Origin of the sequence: Rhodococcus sp. O3, assembly GCF_048897285.1 — a bacterium.
Taxonomy (GTDB): domain Bacteria; phylum Actinomycetota; class Actinomycetes; order Mycobacteriales; family Mycobacteriaceae; genus Rhodococcus.
This window is the reverse complement of the sequence record NZ_JBMBTE010000070.1, coordinates 1-20,770: the sequence shown is the minus strand read 5'-3', so window position 1 is coordinate 20,770 and position 20,770 is coordinate 1. Positions and strand designations below refer to the sequence as shown.

The window sequence follows — 20,770 nt, the reverse complement described above, 5'->3', positions numbered from 1 at the left end:
TGACTCACACATGCCCACCGACCCGACCTGGCGCAGGGATGCCTGCGCCATCGCAGGAATCGGAACCACCGCGTTCTCGAAGGACTCCGGAGTCTCCGTCACGGCGCTCGCCGTCGAGGCCGCCGCGGCGGCCCTCGAGGACGCCGGACTGACCCCGGCCGACGTCGACGGCGTCGTCCGCAACGACATGGATCTCGTCTCGTGCGCGGCCCTCGCCGACGGCCTCGGCGTCCCGCACCTGACCTACTGGGGTGAAGCCGGACCCGGCGGTTCGGGCCCGGCCGCGATGGTCGCGCAGGCCGTCGCCGCCATCATGAGCGGGCAGGCGACCACGGTGGTCGTCTTCCGTTCGCTCAACGGTCGCTCGGGCCGCCGGTTCGGCCTGTCCCCGGTCGTCACCCCGGAGGTGGGTGGCAACGAGACCTTCGAGGAGTTCTTCGGCCCCTACGGGCTGTTGTCCTCGGGCCAGTACTTCGCGCTGATGGCACAGCGCTACATGACCCAGACCGGTCTGACCTCCGAGCAGCTGGCGCAGATCGCCCTGGTGACCCGCAAGCGTGCCAATGCGAATCCGGCCGCGCAGATGTACGACCGGACGATGACGCTCGACGACTACTTCGACTCGCGCATGCTGTCGTCGCCGCTGCGTCTGTTCGACTACTGTCTCGAAACCGACGGTGCCGCAGCGGTCGTCGTCACCACCGCCGAACGCGCGAAGGACCTGCGGCAGGCTCCGGCGCTCATCCGGTCGGTCGCGATGTCGACCTGCCGTCATCCGCAGCCGGGCCTGATGTACCCGACGCTCATGCGCGAGGACATCACCGCGCTGCCGTCGCGGGAATGCCAGGACACGCTCTACAGCCGGGCCGGTCTCGGGCCGGCGGACGTCGACGTCGCCCAGATCTACGACTGCTATTCGATCACCGCCCTCATCCAGCTCGAGGACTACGGGTTCTGCAAGCGCGGCGACACCGGCGACTTCCTCGCCGAGGGCCAGATCGATCTCGGCGGAGCGATACCGATCAACACCAGTGGAGGACACATGTCCGAGGGATACATCCACGGAATGAACCACGTCGTCGAAGGGGTGCGGCAGATCCGCGGCACCTCAACGAGTCAGGTCGAGGGGGCGCAGGTATCCCTGGTCACCTCGGCTCCGCCGCCGGCGGCATCCGCGCTGATCCTGGTGGCGGCATGAGCGCCGCAGCAGCCGCGAGCGCGGCTACCACCACCCGGCTCCGTCCCCTCGTCACCGAACGGGGGAGCGCCGGCTTCTTCTCCGCCGCAGCCGAGAACCGCATCGAGATCCTCACCTGTGAGGACTGCGGTCGGCGCATCCACCTGCCGCGGCCCCGCTGCGTGTACTGCGCGAGCACCGAGGTGTCGTGGAAGCCGGCAGCCCACACCGGCACCGTGTACAGCCACACCGTCGTCGAACATCAGGTCCATCCGCTGTTCCCGGTGCCGTACACCGTGATCGTCGTCGACCTCGACGGCGAGGAGGCCGGCGTGCGCCTGATCGGCAACCTGCCCGGTCGCGCCGAGGTCACCGCCGGCACCCCCGTCCGCTGCACCTTCGAGGACCTCGGGGCGGACGCCGCCGGAAACCCCGTGGTCCTGCCCGTCTGGGAGATCGACACCGAGCGCGCGAACGCCGGAACCGGGGAGGACGAATGACCACGACACCCACCCGACCGATCGACCCGGTCCTGTTCGTGGACGACGACCCGAGCAGCGCGCTGCGCGGTGCCCGCTGCGCCCGCTGCGCGACCGTCACCTTCCCGATCCAGCACAGCTGCCCCCGCTGCGGCGCCGCGGAGATGAACCCCGAGGCACTGCCCACCGAGGGGGTGCTCTGGTCCTACACCGTGCAGTCCTTCGCCCCGAAGAAGCCGTTCCTGCACACCGAACCGTTCACCCCCTTCGGGGTCGGCTACATCGACCTCGGTGACGTGATCGTCGAGTCCCGGCTCACCGTGAACGACCCGGAGTCGCTGGAGATCGGGATGCCGATGCGGTTGTGCAGCATCGTCAACCACGTCGACGACGACGGCACCGAGGTCGTCACCTTCGCATTCGCACCGAGCATGGAGGAGGCGGCATGAAGGTCGCGATCGTCGGTATCGGCATCCACAGGTTCGGCCGCACCGAGGGCGTGAGCGGCCTGGAACAGGGCGCCTACGCCGCCCGGCAGGCGATGGCCGACGCCGGAGTCGAGTTCAAGGACATCCAGTTCGCCTACGGCGGCAGCGATTCGGCCGGCAACGCCGACACCCTGGTGTCGACCCTGGGGCTCACCGGCCTGCCGTTCGTCAACGTCTCCAACGGGTGCGCCACCGGCGGCAGTGCCCTGACCTCGGCGGTGAGCCGGATCCGGTCCGGCGAGTCCGATCTCGGTCTCGTCGTCGGGTTCGACAAGCATCCCCGCGGCGCGTTCAACCCGCGCCCCGAGGACAACGGCCTCGGCCGCTGGTACGGCGAGTCCGGGATGATGGTCACCACCCAGTTCTTCGCCATGAAGATCCAGCGGTACCTCGTCGAACACGGACTGCCGAAGTCGCTGCTGGCGACGGTGGCCGCCAAGGCGTTCCGCAACGGCGCGCTCGCCCCGCACGCGTGGCGCCGCACCCCTCTGACCGAGGCGGAGATCGACGGCGCCACGATGGTCAACGACCCGCTCACCCAGTACATGTTCTGTTCCCCGGCAGAGGGCGGGGTCGCGCTCGTGCTGGCACGCGCCGACCAGGCCCACCGTTACACCGACACCCCGGTCTTCCTCGAGGCCGCCGAATTGCGGTCCCGGCTGTTCGGTTCGTTCGAGGTGTTCAGCCCGTGGACCTCACCCGAACGGGCCGACGGGCCGACGGTGACCGCCTCCCGCGCGGCGTTCGAGGCCGCCGGGATCGACCCGAGCGACGTCGACGTGGCGCAGATCCAGGACACCGAGGCCGGTGCCGAGATCATGCACCTGGCCGAGACGGGCCTGTGCAAGCACGGCGAGCAGGAGACGCTCATCCGGTCCGGTGCCACCGAAATCGCCGGGGCGATTCCCGTCAACACCGATGGCGGCTGCCTCGCCAACGGCGAACCGATCGGAGCGACCGGCCTGCGCCAGGTGTACGAGAACGTCGTGCAGCTGCGCGGTGCCGCCGGAGACCGGCAGGTCCCGGGTGACCCGAAGGTCGGGTTCACCCACGTGTACGGCGCCCCCGGTATCAGTGCGTGCACCGTCCTCACGCGCTGACCACCCCCGAAACTTCACGACAACGGCAGGAGACGATCGACATGGCATGGGATTTCGAAACCGACCCCGAGTTCCAGGCGAAGCTGGACTGGGTGCAGAAGTTCGTCGACGAGGAGGTCGCGCCCGTCGACCGCGTCATCGAACACGCGTGGGACGTCACCGATCCGACGCGCAACAAACTCATCCGGCCGCTGCAGCAGATCGTGCGGGAGCAGGGCCTGTGGGCCTGCCATCTCGGCCCGAAGCTCGGCGGGCCCGGCTACGGCCAGCTCAAGCTCGCGCTGCTCAACGAGATCCTCGGCGCCACCCACAGCGGGCCGGTCGTGTTCGGCTGCCAGGCACCGGATTCCGGTAATGCGGAGATCCTCGCGCACTACGGCACGCCGGAACTGAAGGAACGCTATCTGCAGCCGCTCATCGACGGCGACATCGTCTCCTGCTACTCGATGACCGAACCCCAGGGCGGCTCGGACCCGACGAGCTTCGTCACCCGCGCCGTCCGCGACGGCGACCACTACGTCATCAACGGCGAGAAGTGGTTCTCCTCGCACGCCCGGTTCTCGTCGTTCCTCATCGTGATGGCCGTGACCGACCCCGACGCCCCCCGCACCAAGCGGGCGTCGATGTTCGTCGTCCCCATGGACACGCCGGGCATCGAGATCGTCCGGAACGTCAGCGTGTGGGGTCACCAGGAATCCGAAGGCACCCACGCCTACATCCGCTACACCGACGTGCGTGTCCCCGCCGACCACCTGCTCGGGGAGGAGGGCGAGGGCTTCGCCGTCGCCCAGACCCGGCTCGGCGGCGGTCGCATCCACCACGCGATGCGCACCGTCGGCCTGGTCAAGGCGTCGCTGGAGATGATGCTCGAACGCGCCGTGTCGCGGCAGACCCGCGGCCGCTCGCTCGCGGACATGCAGATGGTGCAGGACATGATCGCCGAGTCGTGGGTCGAACTCGAGCAGTTCCGTCTCCTCGTGCTGCGCACCGCGTGGAAGATCGATCGGCTCGACGACTACAAGAAGGTCATCGCAGACATCTCCGCCGTGAAGATGGTGATGCCCAAGGTCCTCAACAACGTCGTCTCCCGCGCGATCCAGCTGCACGGCTCGCTCGGCATCTCCACCGAGATGCCGTTCGGCAAGTGGCTGCTCGAGAGCTACCACATGGGCCTGGCGGACGGCGCGACCGAACTGCACAAGCAGCAGATCGCCAAGCAGCTGCTGAAGACGGCGACGCCGGCCGAGGGACTGTTCCCCACGGCCCACCTGCTCGCCCAGGACGCCGCAGCGGAGGCCAAGTTCGGGCTGCCCGCGCTGGGGGTGCAGTGATGACCGGTGTCGCGGAGGAGCCGCGCGTCGAGGACGCGGAGGAGCCGCGGGTCGAGGTCGCCCCCGTCCGTCCCGGTGAGGAACTCGACTGGGACGCGCTCGAGACGTACCTGCGGTCCCACCTCGATGGATTGGACGGGGAGTTCTCCGTGCTGCAGTTCCCGCGCGGCTCGGCGAATCTGACCTACCGGGTGTCCTTCGGAGACCGACCTCTGGTCGTGCGGCGGCCACCCTTCGGGAAGATCGCGCGCGGCGCACACGACATGGCACGGGAGCACCGGGTGCTCTCCCGCCTGTACCGCGCATACGACCGGGCTCCCCGCGCGCTGCTGCACTGCGCGGACACCTCCGTCGTGGGGGCCGAGTTCTTCGTCTCCGAGTACCGCGAAGGAGTCGTGGTCTGGGACGAGATCCCGGACTCGATGGCGCAGCACGCCGATGCCGGAAGGCGGATCGGTTTCGCCGTGGTCGATGCGCTCGCCGATCTGCACGCGGTCGACCCGGCGTCGTGTGATCTCGCCGATCTCGGCCGGCCGGAAGGATATCTGGAACGGCAGGTCGCCGGCTGGTCGGCCCGGTGGGAGGCCGTCGCCGAGTACGTCCCCGACCGCGAGGTCGCCGAGCTCGTCGAGGAGGTCGGCCGTCGTATCCGGGCCGATATTCCGGCGAGTCAGCGGGCCGGGATCGTGCACAACGATTACAAGGTCGACAACTGCCAGTTCCCGCACGACAACCCCGATCGGGTGAAGTCGGTGTTCGACTGGGACATGGCCACCACCGGTGACGTGCTGGTCGACCTGGGCACCCTGCTCAACTACTGGCCGGACCGGACCGTGGCTCCCGAGTCGGACGCGGCGTTCATCGTCGTTCCCGGGATGCACGCCCTCGATCTGCCGTCGCGGGCGGAGATCGTCGAGCGCTACGCGGCGGGCAGCGACCTCGACCTCTCGCGCATCGACTGGTACGAGGCCTTCGGCTGCTGGAAGACCGTGGTCATCCTGCAGCAGCTCTACGCGCGGTTCGTGCGCGGGGAGACCACCGATCCGCGGATGGGACAGCGCGGGGAGCTCGTCGCGCCGCTCGCGCGCCGGGCGCTCGGGCTGCTCCCGGCCTGACCGGGAGTCCGCCTCGAAGGGGCACGTCCGGCCGGCTCGCGCCACCGGACGTGCCCCTTCGGCGTCCTACGAACGCCGCCACCACACGAATGTCGCCGTCACCCGACCTCGAGGAGAGACCGTGTCCACGCTCGGACTGTGCACCTACGGAACCACCCCCCACGACGCGCTCGAGCTCGCCCGCGCCGCCGACGAACTGGGGTTCGACGCGCTGTGGCTGGGGGAGCACGTGCTCCACCCGGCCGCGTACGCGAGCGAGCACCCGTCGGCGGGGACCCGCCAGCACCATTCGGGGCCGATCGTCGACGACACGACCGAACTCACCGATCCGCTCGCCCTGCACGCGGCGATCGCGGCGGTCACCGAACGCCTGAGGCTCGGCACGGCCGTATACGTCACCGCGCTGCGTCATCCCCTGCACACCGCGCGCAGCACGATCACCGTTCAGGAACTCAGCTGCGGGAGGCTGCTGTTCGGTGTCGGCGCCGGATGGCTCGAAGAGGAGTTCGCCGCGCTCGACGTGCCCTTCGCCGGGCGGTTCACCCGCCCCGACGAGTGCGTGGAGATCCTGCGCAAGGCGTGGGGCGGCGAGTCGTTCTCCCACGAGGGCACCTTCTATCGGTTCGACGAGGTCCGGCTGCATCCTCGACCCGTGGCGGTGCCGGTCGTCTACGGGGGCAACGGACCCCGCGCGCTTGCTCGTGCAGCTCGGCTCGGTGACGCCTGGATCTCCTCGGGCACACCCACTTTCGAGGAGGCGGTCGAGTTGGTGGGCGTACTGCGCCGGCACCGCCTGGAGACGGGTGGGACCACGGAGTTCCCGTGCTACGTGCGGGTGGAGGTGACCGAGGCGACCACCGCGGCCGATCTCGAACGGTATCGGGAACACGGACTCGACGACCTCGTCGTGTGGGCGGACGCGGGCTGGAAGGGCGCGACGGTCGCGGAGCGACGTGCCAACCTGGCGGCCCTCGCGGACCGGCTGGGCGTGCGGTCCGCGTCGGTCCTTCGGTGAACCGAACGCAGGAGGACCCCGCGGCTTCGGCTGCGGGGTCCTCCTGCGTCCACGGTGAGTGCGATCAATGACCGGCGGTGGTCCCGGTGACGGGGATCAGTGCGCCGGTCACCGACCGGGCGGCGTCGCTCAGCAGGAACGCGATGACCTCGGCGATGTCGGCCGGGCGGGCCCACGAGGAGGTGTCGGCGTTCGGCATGGCCTGTCGGTTGGCAGGGGTGTCGATCATGGACGGCACCAGGCCGTTGACGCGGATCGAGTCGGGAGCGTACTCGACCGCCATGCTCTGGACCAGCGCTGCGACAGCGGCTTTCGAGGCGATATAGCCGGCGGCGCCCGGGAACGGGTGTGTCGCGCCCGCCGAACCGATGCATACGACCGAACCGCCGCCGCGCCGGATGAGTTCGGGCAGCGCCGCCTGGGTGACGAGGTAGGCGATCCGCAGGTTGAGGGAGAGCTGGGCGTCGAGCACGGCGACGGGTGTCTCGTGGACGCGGCTCCCCGAGTGGAAGCCCCCGACGAGGTTGACCAGCCCGGTCAACGGCCGGGACTCGTCCGCGGTGGCGAGGCCGACGACCCGCTCGACGTCGTTCTCGTCGGACAGATCGGCCTTGACGAGGACGAGATCGGGGTGTGGCGTCAGCCGGTCCGCTTCGGCCTCGTCGTACCAGGGGACGACGACCCGCGAGCCGGTCGCGAGGAGACGTTCGGTGACCGCGGTGCCGAGACCACCGGTTCCGCCGGTCACGACGACGGAACCGGATCCGTGGGAAAGTTCGCTCATGACGAGGCCTTTCGATGCCGGGAGGGTTGGCTGCCGTCTCAGGGAGGCAGAGGAGAGCCCTAAAACATACCTATATTTAGGATGTTAGAGAGCATAGCGCGTCCAGTGGTCCACGTCACCCCCTGATCGTGGAAGGGCCGGCGGCAGGCGCGATCGACCCGCCCTCCGCGGGGGCCTGCCGGTCCTGGGGCCGCGGACCGGGGGCTCCGCGTCGGGGCAGCTCGGACAGGCTTCGTCGGCCGAATGCAAGGGCCCCCAGTCCGAGTGCGGTGGCGCCCGCGGCCGCCGCGAACGGCACGTGCGGGTTGGTGACCTCGCCGAGCCAACCGGCAAGCCACGGCGCGCAGGCGCCACCGCCGAAGCGGACGAAACTGTAGCTCGCCGCCGCGGTGGCTCCGTCCACGGTGGATACCTGCATCCCGATCTCGGTCACGAGCGCATTGAGCAGTCCGACGAACAGGCCGGAGACGACGATGCAGGTCGTCACGACCGCGCGGTGGTCCGTGAAGACGGCGACGATCGTGAGAGTCGTCGCGAACAGGACGAGAGCGGCCGCGACGGTCGGTACGGCACCCACCGATACTCTCAGGCGGGGGGCGGCCACGACGGACGCGAACACCAGGCACACGCCCCAGCCGGAGAAGATGAAACCTGTTCGAACGGGCGAGAATCCGAGCACGAACGGTCCGTAGGAGAACAACGCGAAGAGTCCGAGATGGTAGAGCAGCGACACCGCGGCGACCGAGAACAGCCCCCGATGGGCGAGGGCGCGAAAGGGTGCGGTGATCGCGGTCGGTTCGGATGCTCCCGGCGTGCGAGGAAGAACTACCGCCAGCACGACGAAGGACAGTGCCACCAGGGAGGCGGAGCCGAGAAACGCGGCGCGCCAGGAGATCTGCCCCAGGATGCCACCGAGCAGCGGGCCGGTGGCGATGCCGGCGCCCACTGCGGCTTCGTAGCAGGTGATCGCGCGGGAATGGTGTCCGGGCATCGTCGCCACGATCGCGGCCAGGGCCGTCGCGACGAACAGGGCGTTGCCGAGTCCCCATCCGGCGCGGAACCCGATGATCTGCCCGAGGGCCCACGATGCGCTCGACCCCACCGCGGCGAGTGCGATGAGCGACAGGCCGATCAGCAGGGTGGTACGTGCCCCTATCCGGCTCGAGATCCATCCGGTGACCACCATCGCCAGGCCCATCACCGCCATATAGCTGGTGAACAGCAGGGACACCTGGGCCGGCGACCCGCCGAGTTCGCTGGACACGGACGAAGGATCGGGCTCACGACCCCGATGCCCATGAACACCCCGACCGTGGCGAAGGCGACCGCCCAGCCCGCGCGGGGGAGTGCGGTGCGCCCGCGTGGACGTTTCGGATCGGGAACGGGATTCGACGGCAAGCTGATCTCCGGTTCGGTACGACGACCTGCGACGACGATCCGGCGGCCGTGCGGGCGCGCCGGATCGCCGGTGGTCGATGTTCAGGTCACGGGTGGGTGCCCGGGATGCAGGTCGAGACCGAAGGGTGGGAGAGTCAGCGCCAATCCACGCGTTCGTTCAGCATCCGCGGGTTCAGAGCGGAGAGGTTGTCGATCACCTCGCGCATGTGCTCGCGCGCGAGGCGGCGGGCAAGTTCGGACTGGCCGGCGGCGATGGCGTTGTGGATCGCCTTGTGGGGTCCTTCGAAGCCTTCGCGCTCCTCGTCGTCCCAGACATCGGGGTGCGCTTCGAGCATGCGGAAGGTGTAGATGTGCGCGAGCGCCGACCCGGTGAGGGTGAGGATGTAGTTTCCGGACATCTCCCGCAGTGTCTGGTGGAATCCGACTGCGGTGTCGATGACTTCGTCGTCGGACATCTCCGGCACGATGTGTTTGCCGGCCAGTACGTCGAGATCGACGTCCTCGCCCGCTGCGACGCGGTCGGCGAGCATCGCGGCCGCGAGGCCCTCCATCTCCAGTGCCGCCTCGGCGACCTCACGGAATCGAACGCCTTTCGCCTGCAGATACATCGACAGGGTGTCGCCGAATTCGCTCCCCGTGGGTTCGGAGACGATCGGTCCGCCGCCGAGTCCCTGCCGAACCGTCACCAGGCCCTGAGCCTCGAGCAGGCGCAGCCCCTCGCGAACGGACGCACGGCCGACGCCGAAGCGCCGCGCCATCTCGGATTCGGCCTCGAGGGGCGAACCGGGAGCCAGCTGCCGGTCGGCGATCTCCCGGGCGACCATGCGTGCCACGGTGCGCGAGACCTTTTCGTTGCGAGTCATGGCTACCGCGCGTCGTCGCGCGGCGGTATCCGACTGCGAACTCGTGAAGTTGCGAGTCATGGTGTCCTCGTCGTCTGCAGGGACCCGCACTCGTCCGGGCGGGGGTGAGCGTGCGGCCGAGTATAGGGAGGAAGTTCCACGATCAAGGCTACCCCCAAATATATGTATGTTTCGGTTGGTTAATGCTATACCACTCTCTATGACTCAGAACACACCTACACGCGAAATTTCCGCAACGAGTTCCGCAACGAATACGGGCGCAAGGACTCTCGCAGGTCAGCACGTCCTGGTCACCGGTGGCAGCGAAGGAATCGGCTACGGGATCGCCGAACGTCTGCTCGACGCGGGCGCCACGGTTTCCCTCGCGGCACGCCGGCCGGAGGTGCTCGACGCGGCGGTCGGGAGACTGCAGACGCGGTGCGAGGACACGGCTCGGGTCTCGGGCGTCGTCGCGGACATCAGCGACGCGGATTCGATCGCCGCGATGTTCGAAACCGCCCAGGACCGGAACGGGCCGCTCAACGTACTCGTCGCCAATGCCGGCAGCGGGAGCGTAGTGCCCTTCCTCGAACTCACACCGCAGCAGTGGCAGGACTGCATCGACCTGAATCTCACGGGGACCTTCCTCTGCGTGCAGGCGGCGGCGCGATCGATGGTCGAGCGCACGGACGAAAACCGTTCCATCATCGTCGTCTCCTCGATCCGGGCGCTCGGTGCACGTCCCTCGCTCGTTCCCTACGGCACTACGAAGGCGGGACTCAACCAGCTGGTCCGCCTCGCGGCCTACGAGCTCGCGCCCACCGGGGTGCGCGTGAACGCGCTGTCGCCCGGTATCACGGCGACCCCTCTGGCCCAGGACCGCAACAACCTGTTCGACGAGCGGGCCGCGACCGTGCCCATGGGCAGGGCGGGAACCCCGGCGGACATGGCCGCTGCCGCGCTGTACCTCGCGAGTCCGGATTCGGCGTTCGTCACCGGCACGAACCTCGTGGTGGACGGGGGTGAGTCGCTCTACTGACCCACCCCGCGCGGCGTCGCCCCGCGACCTCCCGAAAAATTGTGATGTACAACGCACAAAACATTGCTATAGTTACGGTGTTTTCAGCTCACGTTCGAGCATCCGCCGAATTCCGGACCCGCGTCTCGCGGAGTCGTTCGGCGCTGACTTCCCATCCTGCGCGCGGCCGTTCGCGGCCGCGAGACGACGAAGGAGAACACTCCATGACCACGGTGATGAACGGGATCAAGGTCGTAGAGGTGGCGCTGTACGCGTTCGTCCCCTCGGCGGCCGCGATCCTCTCCGACTGGGGAGCCGACGTCGTCAAGGTCGAGCACTCGGACTTCGGCGACCCCACCCGGTCCACCGCGGCCTGGGGTGTCCCCGCCCACGTCGACGGCCTCGCGAGCCTGTTCGAGATCAACAACCGCGGAAAGCGTGCCGTCGCACTGGATATCGCCCACCCGGAGGGCCGAGAGGTCCTCATGAAGCTCGTCGAATCCGCCGACGTCTTCATGACCAACTTCCTGCCCGATGCACGCGCCAAACTCGGCATCGACGTCGACGACATCTTCGCCCGCAATCCCCGGATCGTGTACGCGCGGGGCACCGCCCAGGGCGTGGCCGGCCCGGACAGCGACAAGGGCGGCTTCGACGGCATCACCTACTGGGCACGCTCGGGTGCCGCCGGGTCCATCGCTCCGGACGACCTGGACTGGCCCGCCAACATGCCGGGACCCGCCTTCGGCGACTCCCAGAGCGGCATGGCCCTGGCCGGCGGGATCGCGGCCGGCCTCCTCCACCGTGAACGCACCGGTGAGGGCATCGTCGTGGATACCTCGCTGTTCTCCGTCGGTGCCTGGGCGATGCAGGCGACGATCGCGGGTTGCCAGATGATCGGCGCCGACGAGTTGCCGTATCCCGACCGGCACAACCCGGTCAACCCCGTCTCGAACATCTACCGGACCAGCGACGGTCGCTACATCCATCTCGCGCTGCTGCAGAGCCAGAAGTTCTGGCCCGGCCTGTGCGAGGCGATCGGCCTGTCCCACCTGATCGACGATCCGCGCTTTGCGACCTTCGAGGACCGCGCGCGCAATTCCCGTGAGTGCACGGCGATCCTGACCGAGGTCTTCGAACAGCGCACTCTCGCCGAGTGGACCGACATCCTCGGCAAGCAGGAAGGTCAGTGGGACGTCTTCCGCAAGCCGATCGACGTGCTGTCGGATCCGCAGGCCTTGGCCAACGGCTTCGTCCGCACCGTCGAGTACGAGGACGGGCGGACCCTGGACATGGTGACGGCACCGACCTCCTTCGGCGGGCAGGCCCCGACGCTGACGCGAGCCCCTCACCACGGAGAGCACACCGACGAGGTGCTGCTCGAACACGGTCTGGACTGGGACCGCATCGTCGAACTCAAGATCGCCGGCGCGATCAAGTAGAGCCTCTCCGCCCGGCCGGACAGGGATTCCGGCCCGATCCGGCGGAGCCTTCCCGGCTGCGACCCGACGTCGCGCCGTTCCGCGCACGTGCGCACCGACAGTTTCCCTTCCCTATCTCCACAAGGAGGAGTTCTCGTGTACGACCTTCGAGATATCAAGATCATCGACACCGACACCCATGTCGTCGAGCCGCCGGACCTGTGGACGTCCCGGATGTCGAAGAAGTGGGGCGATCTCGTTCCCCACGTGCGGTGGGACGAGGCGCGCGGCGACGAGGCGTGGTTCGTCTCCGGTACCCGTATGAGCGCCGTCGGCGCCCCGGCGATGGCCGGCTGGCACGAGTACCCGCCGAGCTGCCCTCCGCGCTTCGTCGACACCGATCCGCGCTCGTGGGATCCGGGCAAGCGCCTGGCGCTCATGGACGACTACGGCATCCACGCGCAGATCCTGTACCCGAACGTCGCGGTCTTCAGCCAGAAGACGCTGCAGTCCAACGGTTCCAACGAACTGCAGCTGGAGTGTGTCCGCGCCTACAACGACTACCTGACCGAATGGGCGCAGTTCGCGCCGGGCCGCTACGTCCCGGTGGGCATCCTGCCCTTCTGGGACATGGAGGCCACCCTCGCCGAGGTCGAACGTATCGCGGCCGCCGGGCACAAGGGCCTGGTGTTCACCCAGAACCCGGCCGCCTTCGGACTGCCGATGCTGACCGACCCGTACTGGGACCGGCTGTGGGCGTCGGCGCAGGAGAAGAAGCTGCCGATCAACTTCCACATCGCCTCCGGTGAGGTCGATCTGAGCGGCTTCGGGCACGAGAGCAACGGCGTGGCGGCCAACTACGGCATGATGGGCATCTCGTTCTTCATGGACAACGCCCGGACGATCTCCCAGCTCATCTTCGGCGGCATCTGCGACCGTTTCCCGGATCTGAAGTTCGTCTCCGTCGAATCGGGTATCGGCTGGATGCCGTTCGCGCTCGAGGGCATGGACTGGCAGTGGCGGAACAGCGGCGTGCACAAGGAGCACCCGAACTACGAACTGCTGCCCAGCGAATACTTCAAGCGGCAGATCTTCGGCTGCTTCTGGTTCGAGCAGGATTCCGCACGCAGCGCGATCGAACTGCTCGGCGCCGACAACGTGCTCTACGAGACCGACTACCCCCATCCCACGTCCATGTCCCCGGGACCGGCGAGCGATGCCATCCGCCCGGACGACTACCTCCGACGCAACTTCGCGCACCTGTCGGAGGAGGACGCGCGCAAGATCCTCCACGACAACGCCGCGGCCCTGTACAACCTGGACTGACGTCCTCGAGTCCCAGGTGCCGGCCCGCGCCCGACGTGCGGGGCCGGCACCGGCGGTCCGCGCTGTGTCGGCAATAGGGGGTGACACGCGTCTCCCGCATTGCTGGACTGTGATCCAAATCTCCGTTAATATGCGTATGTTCCCAATGGATGCCGAGCGGATAGTTTCTGCCACCGGCCGCGGACCGACCAGAAGCCCGACTGTCCCGTCCCCCGGACAGTCTCAGCCAGTGGAGTATTCATGTCCCTCTCGGAATTCGAGACCCGTGCCCGCACCTGGGTGACCGACACCCTGGCCCGACTGGCGTTCACCGTCCGCGAGGACGAGTACGACGTCTCGGTCTTCCACGATCTCGGCGAAGGCGAGGAGCGAGCGCTCCTCGACCGCCACCGCACCTGGCAGCGCGAGAAGTTCGACGCCGGCTACGGAGCGCTCGGATGGCCGAGTGAGTACGGCGGCACGGAAGCCGGAACCGAGATCGCCGAAGCCTTCGCGCGGATCGAGAACGAATTGTGCCCGCTCCCGCCGCACGAGCTCGTCTCGGTCACCCTGCATCTCATCGCCCCCACCATCAGGCTCCTCGGTACCGACGAGCAGAAGCAGCGGTTCCTGCCGCAGATGCTTCGCGGTGAACTTCTTGCCTGCCAACTGTTCTCCGAGCCCGACGCCGGTTCCGACCTCGCGAGTCTGGGAACTCGTGCGGTGCGGGACGGTGACGACTGGATCGTCTCGGGGCAGAAGGTCTGGACGTCGGGAGCGCAGTTCGCCGAATGGGGTGAACTCATCGCCCGCACCGACCCCGATCAGCCCAAGCACCAGGGCATGACCGCATTCCTCGTGCCCCTCGACGCTCCCGGCGTCGAGATCCGCCCGATCCGGCAGATGTCCGGAGGCAGCAGCTTCAACGAGGTGTTCCTCGATCGGGTCCGCATCCCCGACTCCCTGCGTCTCGGAGAGGTGGGGAAGGGGTGGTCCGTCGCCCTGACCACGCTCGCCTTCGAGCGCGAGGGCGGTTCGAACACCGCGAACGTCGGCGGACAGTTCTCCCAGCTCGTCGCCACGGCCCGGCGGCTCGGCCGCGACGAGGACCCGCGCGTGCGGGAGCAGTTGGCCCGGGTGTATCTGCGTCAGCAACTGGCGGCGGTGGATCTGCTGCGCGACCGTCAGGCGCGCGACGGTGGAGCCGCTCCCTCGGCGATCGGATCGGTCCGCAAGATCCAGTGGGTCGACAAGCTCGCCGCGGTCTCTGCTGCAGCCCGAACGGTGTTGGGCCGCAACCTGATCGCCGACACCGGTATCCCCGGTACCTACGAATGGAATGCGCACGTTCTCGGCGCCCCCGGCTACAGCATCGCCGGCGGCTCGGATCAGATCCAGCGCAACATCGTCGCCGAGCGACTTCTGGGACTCCCCGCGGAGGCTCGTGCGGACCGCGGCCTGACCTGGCGTGAGGCGCGCAATCGCGTCCACGGCCGTGCCGTCTCCGGAAGTTGAGCAACCCCGCGACCGTCCCACCGTTCCACCCCGTGCGTCCCCGGCGCACGGTCGCTCGACTCTTTCAGAAAACCCCCGAAAGGTCTGCCATGAGATTCGCGTCGCTTCGTCGCTCGATTGCCGGAATGGGTATCGCCGCAGTGACCTTCGCTGTCGCTGCGTGCGGATCCGGTGCTACGGCCGAGATCTCCCCCGAGGATCTCGGCCCCGCCGGAGACAGCGCCTGGGCGCAGCTCGTCGAGGCCGCCGAGCAGGAGGGCTCGGTCACCTACCTCACCGGCCAGCCGACGGACAACCTCCAGGAACTCGCTTCCCGATTCGAGTCGGTGTACGGCATCGAGGTCGAGATCGTCCGCGACAACGACGCCAACCTCCAGACCAAGCTCGCGGCGGAGGCGGAAACCGGTCGTCATACGGCCGACATCATCGCAACCGCCTCCCGGCCCTGGGTGGACACGCGCCTGGCCGAGGGGTACTTCGTCCCGGTCACCGGCCCCGCCTTCGGCGCCGCCGAGTTCGACCGCGAGAAGTTCCTGCGCGACGACGACCGGATCTTCCTCTCGTCGGCTGCGGTTCTCACCTACGGCTGGAACACCAGCCGGGTCCCGGACGGCATCGACGGATACGAGGGCCTGCTCGATCCCTCGCTCGCGGACGGGAAGATCGGCGTAATGCTTCCGGTGTCGTCCGCGATCGTGGACTTCTACGACTTCCTGGGCGACACGGTGTCGCCCGACTTCGTCGAGAAGCTCGCGGGCCAGAAGCCCCGCACCTACCCGGGCGCCCAGGCGATGGCCCAGGCACTGACCTCCGGTGAAATCGCCGCAGCCCTCTACACCATGCCGCTCACCGCGGAGAAGGAAGCCGGCGCGCCCGTCGATTCCGGTCTGCCCTCACCGGTCTTCGGTGCTCCCTTCCTCACCGGAGTCCCGGCGACCGCGCCCCATCCCAACGCCGCACAGCTGTTCGCGAACTTCCTGGTGACCAAGGCGGGACAGGAGGCCGTCGCCGACCGCGCCGGCTCCGTGCTGCCCGGCATCTCCACGGCCGCGACGTCCGCGGACGACATCTGGGTCAACAGCCGGATCGTCACCGCCGACGACACCGAGGCCTTCCGGGCCGAGTTCGCGCGGCTGTTCGGTTCCAGCCAGTAACAACCCCCGGCAGCCGGGGGCGCCGATCCCGGCACCCCCGGCGAGCCTCCGGTGACCGATCCGGTCCCGGACACGAGAGGAATGAAACATGAAGGTCGGAGAACGCCTCAAGAGCCCCGTGTGCGGCGCGGAAGTCGTGATCGTCCGTGTGGACGGCAACGTGGCCGGCCCCCTGCTGTGCGGGGGAGAGCCGATGTCCGCCGACGCGGCACCGGCCGCCGCGGCGGCGACGAATCCGGGACTGCTCATCGGAAAGCGGTACGAGGGCGGGGGAGTCGAGGTGCTGTGCGTACGGCCCGGCGCCGGCCCGCTGGTGATCGGCGACGCGGTGCTCGCCGAAAAACAGGCCCGCCCCCTTCCGTCCTCGGACTGAGCAGATCCCCGACGCCGGCAGCAGTCCATTCGGCTCCGGCACCCCCAGGAAAGGCGACAGCATGATTCTCTCGAGCGCGGTCGGCGCAGAGGACACGGCGCTCCTCGTCGACACCATCCGGGCCGCCGTCGGCAGAGCCGACCCGGCCGACGGACGGTCCGAGCGGGTCTACCGCGACGGTCCCCTCGACCACGACCTGTGGTCCGTGCTCGGCCGCGAGATCGGAGTCGGTGCCCTCGCCGTCCCGGAAACTCACGGCGGACTCGGAACCTCCTACGCCACTGTGGCGGCCGTCCTCGAAACCCTCGGCGCGGAACTGACCCGCGTCCCGGTCCTCGGCAGCGTCGTCGCCGCCACCGCCCTCGCGCGCTGCGCAGAGCACCCCCTAGCCCGCGACCTCCTCGAGGAGATCGCCTCGGGAACGAGGATCGTCGCCACCGTGGTCCCCGGGGACGATCTCGACACGCCCGGTGTCGGCACCTTCCGTGCCGTCGACGGCGGCGAGGGCGTGACCCTCACGGGCCGGGCGGAGTTCGTGCTCGACGCGGCTGTGGCCGACACGGTCCTGGTCCACGCCGTCGACCGGTACGGATCCCTGGGCTTCTACGCCGTCGACGGTACCCACCTGACGGTGGAGTCGATGCAGACGACCGACGCCACCCGAGGTCTGGCGCGTGTCCACGCCGAGAACGTCCCCGCGACCCTGCTCACCGACCGCCCCGACCCCGGCCGCGTGCGTGATCAGGCTCTCGTGGCGCTGGCCTGCGACAGCCTCGGTGTCGCCCGAGCGTGCCTCGACGCGGCGGTCGCCTACGCGAAGGAACGCGTCCAGTTCGGCCGTGTCATCGGCGAGTTCCAGGCCATCAAGCACATGCTCGCGGAAGTGGCCGTCGCCGTCGAACTCGCCGATTCCTCTGTGGCACACGCGATCTGGGCTGTCGAGGAGGGTACCGATCGCGATCTCGCCGAAGCGGCCGCCATCGCCGCACTCGCCTGCGGGGACGCGGCGGACCTCGCGACCGCCACCAACGTCCAGGTGCACGGTGGCATCGGCTTCACCTGGGAACACACCGCCCACCTCTACTACCGCCGGGCCCTGGGCTCGAGCGTGCTGTGGGGAAGCGCGGACGATCACGCGCAACGGTTGTATCTGCTCGCGACCGACAGCGCCCGCTCCGACGACGCCCCGAACCCCGACCGTCTCCGCGAGCCGGCGTCGGCCCTGTTCGCCCCCGAGGCCTGAATCCTGCCGGTCAGAAAGTGAGTCCACGATGTCCCATGTCTCGATCCGCCAGTTGCTGAAGAACTTCGACGGCAAGCCCCCGACCGTGGCCGTCGACCACCTCGACCTCGAAATCGAGGACGGCGAATTCCTGGTGCTGCTCGGCCCGTCCGGCTGCGGCAAGACCACCACGCTGCGATGTCTCGCCGGGCTCGAACAGCCCGCGAGCGGTTCGATCACCCTCGGTGACCAGGTCGTCTTCGACGGCGCGCGGGGAGTGAACCTGACCCCCGACAAGCGGTTCATCGGCATGGTGTTCCAGTCGTACGCCCTGTGGCCCCACATGACCGTCCGCAAGAACATCGCGTACCCCCTCAAGTCCCGCAAGCTCACCGACGCGCTCAACAGCGGCCGGGTCGAGGAGACCGCGGCCCTCGTCGACTGCGAACGTCTGCTCGACCGGCTGCCCGCCGAACTTTCCGGTGGGCAGCAGCAGCGCGTCGCGCTCGCGCGCGGTCTCGTCTCGCACCCCGACCTCGTGCTGTTCGACGAGCCGCTGAGCAACCTGGACGCCCGGCTCCGCGACCAGGTCCGCGCCGAGCTGCACGATCTGCACCAGCGCAAGCCGTTCACCGCGGTGTTCGTCACCCACGACCAGAGCGAGGCGCTCGCCCTCGGCACCCGTATGGCGATCATGCGCGCCGGGCAGATCGTGCAGATCGGCCCCCCGCGGGAGGTGTTCGAGGAACCCGTCGACGAATACGTCGCCGGCTTCACCGGCATGTCGAACCGGCTGCCGTGCGAGTACGTCGACGGCCGGTGGTACGCACTGGGCGCCGAGATCCACGGCATGCAGCCGCGCGCGGCCGCGTCGGTCGGCTCGTTCGTGATCCGGTTGCGGCCGGAGAAGGTGCGCCTCGTCGCCGATGCGGCGGATCTGCGGTCCGGCGAGGCCGGGATCGCGGTGCACGTCGACGATGTCGAATACGGTGGCCTGCATCTGGATGTCATGTGTTCGGTGGCCGTCGAGGGTTCGGCGCGGCGGCAGTTGCACGCCCGGATCCCGACGTACGACTCGTCCCGGGCACCGCGGACCGTCTCCCGGGGCGCGGCGATGATTCTCGCGTTCGACCCGATCGACGGCCGCACCTTCGACACCGACGGCATCGCACTCGCGATGCCTCAGCAGGCGCTCGTCGGCGCCCTGGCGGGGTGAGGGCGATGGCTGTGGTGACCTTGCCGGGCAACGACATCGGCGAACAGCGCCCGAGTGTCCCCGGTGGATTGCAGAGCGACGCCGTCCGGTCGGTGGCGCGTCGGCTGGGTGTCGTGGCGTTCGTCGCGCTGCTGGCATATCTGGTCGTCGTCCCGGTGGTGCGGTTGCAGTCGACCGCGTTCGAGGACGGAGCCGCGGGATACGAGCGCGCCCTCGGTCTCGAACGGCTCGGTGGAATTCTGTGGAACACAGTCGGTCTCGCGCTCGGCTCGCTGACGATCGCGATGGTGCTGGGCACCGCGCTGGCGTGGGGCGCGAACCGCCTGCCGCGCCGGCTGGCGGTGCTCGAGATCCTGCCCATCCTGCCGATCGTGATTCCCGCGGTCGCAGCGATCGTCGGGTGGGCGTTCCTGCTCTCGCCCCGGCCGGGCTATCTCAACGCGATGCTGCGGAATCTGCCGTGGTGGTCGCACCTGGAGGAAGGCCCGATCGACATCTACTCGATCCAGTGGATCGTGATCATCACCGGGTTCTCGCTGAGTTCGTTCGTGTACATGTTCGTCCGGTCCGGATTCGAGAACATCAACTCCGAGATGATCGAAGCGGCACAGGTGTCCGGCATGCCGGAATGGAAGGTCTTCTTCAAGATCACGCTGCCGCTGCTGCGCCCGACCCTGATCTACGGCGCCGGCGTGGCGCTGCTGCTGGGCCTGGGCCAGTTCACCGGACCCCTGCTGCTGGGCACCAACACCGGTGTGAGCGTGCTGACGACGGAGATGTACTTCCAGATCAGTGACTCGCCGGCGCAGTTCGCGACCGCCGCCGCACTCGGGTCGCCGCTGTTGATCGTCGGGATCGTGGTGGTGTTCGCGCAGAAGGCGCTGCTGGGCAACCAACGACGCTTCGTCACCCACGGCGGCAAGGCCTTCCGGTCGCAGGGACGTCCGTCGAAGACCGGGGTGGCGATCATCCTGCTGTTCTCGGTGCTGTCGACGGTGCTGCCGATCCTGGCGCTGGTGTTCGTGGCCCTGTCGCGGTACTGGAGCGGCACCATCAGCTTCTCGGCGCTGACGTTCGACAACTTCCGCACGATCTTCTCCGGGTCCGCGGTCCCCACCGCGATCGGCAACAGCGTGATGTTCTCGCTGATCGCAATGGCGATCGTGCTGCCGCTCGGGTTCGTCGCGGCGAACCTGATCGTCCGGGGACGCAACTACCCGGTGCTGCGGGTGATCGCGGACGTCCTCGTCTCGATTCCGCTCGGTGTGCCGGCGGTGATCTTCGGTGCGGCGTTCCTGCTCACCTACACGCAGGGGCCGATCGTCCTCTACGGCACCCCGTGGGTGGTCGTCCTCGTGTACGTCACGCTGATGCTGCCGTTCGCGACCCGGATGCAGCTGTCGTCGATGCTGGCACTCGGTGACTCGTACCTCGAGGCCTCCCGGGTGAGCGGCGCCGGGTTCGTCGCCACCAACGTGAAGGTCCTGCTGCCGCTCATGCGCGGCAGCCTCGGTGGGACCGCGGCACTGCTGTTCGTCCTGCTCACCCACGAGTTCACCGCGTCGCTGCTGGTGCGGGCCTCGCAGACCCAGGTGATGGGCACGATCCTGTTCGAGTACTGGTCCAACGGCGGCTATCCGCTGGTCGCCGCCGTCGCACTGGTGATGACAGGGGTGACGGCGGTCGGTGTCGTCGCGGCGATGCTCGCCGGCGGGACCGACGCTCTCAGCAAGATGTGATCGCTCTCGGAGCATCCGCCCGTGCGTGGTTTCGATAGTCCCCACTACCGGAACCACGCACGGGCGGCGAACGGACGA

Annotated in this window: 19 protein-coding genes; 16 read left to right on the top strand and 3 right to left on the bottom strand. The window is 68.6% G+C overall.

Annotated features, from left to right (window positions below; translation table 11 throughout):
- Positions 1-10 precede the first annotated feature (10 nt).
- From ACN675_RS18845 to ACN675_RS18815, 7 genes are all read left to right on the top strand, one after another.
- Positions 11-1,198 carry a thiolase C-terminal domain-containing protein gene (locus tag ACN675_RS18845; protein WP_420752290.1) on the top strand — a complete coding sequence of 396 codons (1,188 nt, stop codon included), beginning with the start codon at positions 11-13 and terminating at the stop codon, positions 1,196-1,198.
- Entirely contained in the window at positions 1,195-1,677 is a 483-nt protein-coding gene (locus tag ACN675_RS18840) for a Zn-ribbon domain-containing OB-fold protein (protein ID WP_420752289.1), read from the top strand. Before ACN675_RS18845 ends, ACN675_RS18840 begins: the two co-directional genes overlap by 4 nt.
- Positions 1,674-2,105: a Zn-ribbon domain-containing OB-fold protein gene (locus ACN675_RS18835; RefSeq protein ID WP_420752288.1), complete on the top strand. Its 432-nt coding sequence runs from the start codon at positions 1,674-1,676 to the stop codon at positions 2,103-2,105. The genes ACN675_RS18840 and ACN675_RS18835 overlap by 4 nt, the downstream gene beginning before the upstream one ends.
- Positions 2,102-3,244, top strand: a complete 1,143-nt coding sequence (locus ACN675_RS18830) for a thiolase family protein (RefSeq protein WP_420752287.1) — start codon at positions 2,102-2,104, stop codon at positions 3,242-3,244. Before ACN675_RS18835 ends, ACN675_RS18830 begins: the two co-directional genes overlap by 4 nt.
- A 41-nt stretch (positions 3,245-3,285) precedes the next feature.
- Positions 3,286-4,575, top strand: coding sequence for an acyl-CoA dehydrogenase family protein (locus tag ACN675_RS18825; RefSeq protein WP_420752286.1), 1,290 nt, complete (start codon positions 3,286-3,288; stop codon positions 4,573-4,575).
- Positions 4,575-5,690 (top strand): phosphotransferase family protein, encoded by a 1,116-nt coding sequence (locus ACN675_RS18820; protein ID WP_420752285.1) that lies wholly within the window; start codon positions 4,575-4,577, stop codon positions 5,688-5,690. Before ACN675_RS18825 ends, ACN675_RS18820 begins: the two co-directional genes overlap by 1 nt.
- Before the next feature lie 121 nt (positions 5,691-5,811).
- Positions 5,812-6,705 (top strand): TIGR03619 family F420-dependent LLM class oxidoreductase, encoded by an 894-nt coding sequence (locus ACN675_RS18815; RefSeq protein ID WP_420752284.1) that lies wholly within the window; start codon positions 5,812-5,814, stop codon positions 6,703-6,705.
- Between the two features lie 64 nt (positions 6,706-6,769).
- Here ACN675_RS18815 and ACN675_RS18810 read toward each other — a convergent pair whose 3' ends face one another.
- The 3 genes from ACN675_RS18810 to ACN675_RS18800 form a co-directional block, all read right to left on the bottom strand.
- The gene (locus tag ACN675_RS18810; protein ID WP_420752283.1) at positions 6,770-7,489 is read right to left on the bottom strand and encodes an SDR family NAD(P)-dependent oxidoreductase; all 720 of its coding nucleotides are present in this window, start codon (positions 7,487-7,489) and stop codon (positions 6,770-6,772) included.
- Between the two features lie 115 nt (positions 7,490-7,604).
- On the bottom strand, positions 7,605-8,753 hold the full coding sequence (locus ACN675_RS18805) for an MFS transporter (RefSeq protein WP_420752282.1): 1,149 nt from the start codon (positions 8,751-8,753) through the stop codon (positions 7,605-7,607).
- 268 nt (positions 8,754-9,021) lie between these two features.
- Positions 9,022-9,750 (bottom strand): FadR/GntR family transcriptional regulator, encoded by a 729-nt coding sequence (locus ACN675_RS18800; protein WP_420752281.1) that lies wholly within the window; start codon positions 9,748-9,750, stop codon positions 9,022-9,024.
- Between the two features lie 199 nt (positions 9,751-9,949).
- Here ACN675_RS18800 and ACN675_RS18795 point away from each other — a divergent pair, with 199 nt between their 5' ends.
- The 9 genes from ACN675_RS18795 to ACN675_RS18755 all read left to right on the top strand — a co-directional run bounded on the left by ACN675_RS18795 (position 9,950) and on the right by ACN675_RS18755 (position 20,692).
- Positions 9,950-10,768 carry an SDR family NAD(P)-dependent oxidoreductase gene (locus ACN675_RS18795; protein ID WP_420752280.1) on the top strand — a complete coding sequence of 273 codons (819 nt, stop codon included), beginning with the start codon at positions 9,950-9,952 and terminating at the stop codon, positions 10,766-10,768.
- Positions 10,769-10,971: 203 nt separating this feature from the next.
- On the top strand, positions 10,972-12,189 hold the full coding sequence (locus ACN675_RS18790; protein ID WP_420752279.1) for a CaiB/BaiF CoA transferase family protein: 1,218 nt from the start codon (positions 10,972-10,974) through the stop codon (positions 12,187-12,189).
- A 135-nt stretch (positions 12,190-12,324) separates the two neighbouring features.
- A complete protein-coding gene (locus ACN675_RS18785) occupies positions 12,325-13,494 on the top strand; it encodes an amidohydrolase family protein (protein WP_420752278.1) in 1,170 nt (389 codons plus the stop codon).
- A gap of 240 nt (positions 13,495-13,734) precedes the next feature.
- The gene (locus tag ACN675_RS18780) at positions 13,735-14,988 is read left to right on the top strand and encodes an acyl-CoA dehydrogenase family protein (protein WP_420752277.1); all 1,254 of its coding nucleotides are present in this window, start codon (positions 13,735-13,737) and stop codon (positions 14,986-14,988) included.
- A gap of 89 nt (positions 14,989-15,077) precedes the next feature.
- Positions 15,078-16,142, top strand: coding sequence for an ABC transporter substrate-binding protein (locus tag ACN675_RS18775; protein WP_420752276.1), 1,065 nt, complete (start codon positions 15,078-15,080; stop codon positions 16,140-16,142).
- An 88-nt stretch (positions 16,143-16,230) separates the two neighbouring features.
- A complete protein-coding gene (locus ACN675_RS18770; RefSeq protein WP_420752275.1) occupies positions 16,231-16,515 on the top strand; it encodes a hypothetical protein in 285 nt (94 codons plus the stop codon).
- A 61-nt stretch (positions 16,516-16,576) separates the two neighbouring features.
- Positions 16,577-17,758: an acyl-CoA dehydrogenase family protein gene (locus ACN675_RS18765; RefSeq protein WP_420752274.1), complete on the top strand. Its 1,182-nt coding sequence runs from the start codon at positions 16,577-16,579 to the stop codon at positions 17,756-17,758.
- A 28-nt stretch (positions 17,759-17,786) separates the two neighbouring features.
- Complete coding sequence (locus ACN675_RS18760; RefSeq protein ID WP_420752273.1) at positions 17,787-18,953, top strand: ABC transporter ATP-binding protein; 1,167 nt, start codon at positions 17,787-17,789, stop codon at positions 18,951-18,953.
- A gap of 5 nt (positions 18,954-18,958) precedes the next feature.
- A complete protein-coding gene (locus ACN675_RS18755; protein WP_420752272.1) occupies positions 18,959-20,692 on the top strand; it encodes an ABC transporter permease in 1,734 nt (577 codons plus the stop codon).
- The last annotated feature ends 78 nt before the right edge of the window (positions 20,693-20,770 follow it).

Excerpts from the sequence above, each read along its gene's own strand:
- ACN675_RS18820 (WP_420752285.1), top strand. The coding sequence starts at position 4,575 with ATGACCGGTGTCGCGGAGGAGCCGCGCGTCGAGGACGCGGAGGAGCCG.
- ACN675_RS18845 (WP_420752290.1), top strand. The coding sequence starts at position 11 with ATGCCCACCGACCCGACCTGGCGCAGGGATGCCTGCGCCATCGCAGGA.
- ACN675_RS18800 (WP_420752281.1), bottom strand. The coding sequence starts at position 9,750 with ATGACTCGCAACGAAAAGGTCTCGCGCACCGTGGCACGCATGGTCGCC.
- ACN675_RS18795 (WP_420752280.1), top strand. The coding sequence starts at position 9,950 with ATGACTCAGAACACACCTACACGCGAAATTTCCGCAACGAGTTCCGCA.
- ACN675_RS18775 (WP_420752276.1), top strand. The coding sequence starts at position 15,078 with ATGAGATTCGCGTCGCTTCGTCGCTCGATTGCCGGAATGGGTATCGCC.
- ACN675_RS18770 (WP_420752275.1), top strand. The coding sequence starts at position 16,231 with ATGAAGGTCGGAGAACGCCTCAAGAGCCCCGTGTGCGGCGCGGAAGTC.
- ACN675_RS18810 (WP_420752283.1), bottom strand. The coding sequence starts at position 7,489 with ATGAGCGAACTTTCCCACGGATCCGGTTCCGTCGTCGTGACCGGCGGA.
- ACN675_RS18780 (WP_420752277.1), top strand. The coding sequence starts at position 13,735 with ATGTCCCTCTCGGAATTCGAGACCCGTGCCCGCACCTGGGTGACCGAC.
- ACN675_RS18790 (WP_420752279.1), top strand. The coding sequence starts at position 10,972 with ATGACCACGGTGATGAACGGGATCAAGGTCGTAGAGGTGGCGCTGTAC.
- ACN675_RS18840 (WP_420752289.1), top strand. The coding sequence starts at position 1,195 with ATGAGCGCCGCAGCAGCCGCGAGCGCGGCTACCACCACCCGGCTCCGT.
- ACN675_RS18760 (WP_420752273.1), top strand. The coding sequence starts at position 17,787 with ATGTCCCATGTCTCGATCCGCCAGTTGCTGAAGAACTTCGACGGCAAG.
- ACN675_RS18830 (WP_420752287.1), top strand. The coding sequence starts at position 2,102 with ATGAAGGTCGCGATCGTCGGTATCGGCATCCACAGGTTCGGCCGCACC.
- ACN675_RS18765 (WP_420752274.1), top strand. The coding sequence starts at position 16,577 with ATGATTCTCTCGAGCGCGGTCGGCGCAGAGGACACGGCGCTCCTCGTC.
- ACN675_RS18755 (WP_420752272.1), top strand. The coding sequence starts at position 18,959 with ATGGCTGTGGTGACCTTGCCGGGCAACGACATCGGCGAACAGCGCCCG.
- ACN675_RS18835 (WP_420752288.1), top strand. The coding sequence starts at position 1,674 with ATGACCACGACACCCACCCGACCGATCGACCCGGTCCTGTTCGTGGAC.
- ACN675_RS18825 (WP_420752286.1), top strand. The coding sequence starts at position 3,286 with ATGGCATGGGATTTCGAAACCGACCCCGAGTTCCAGGCGAAGCTGGAC.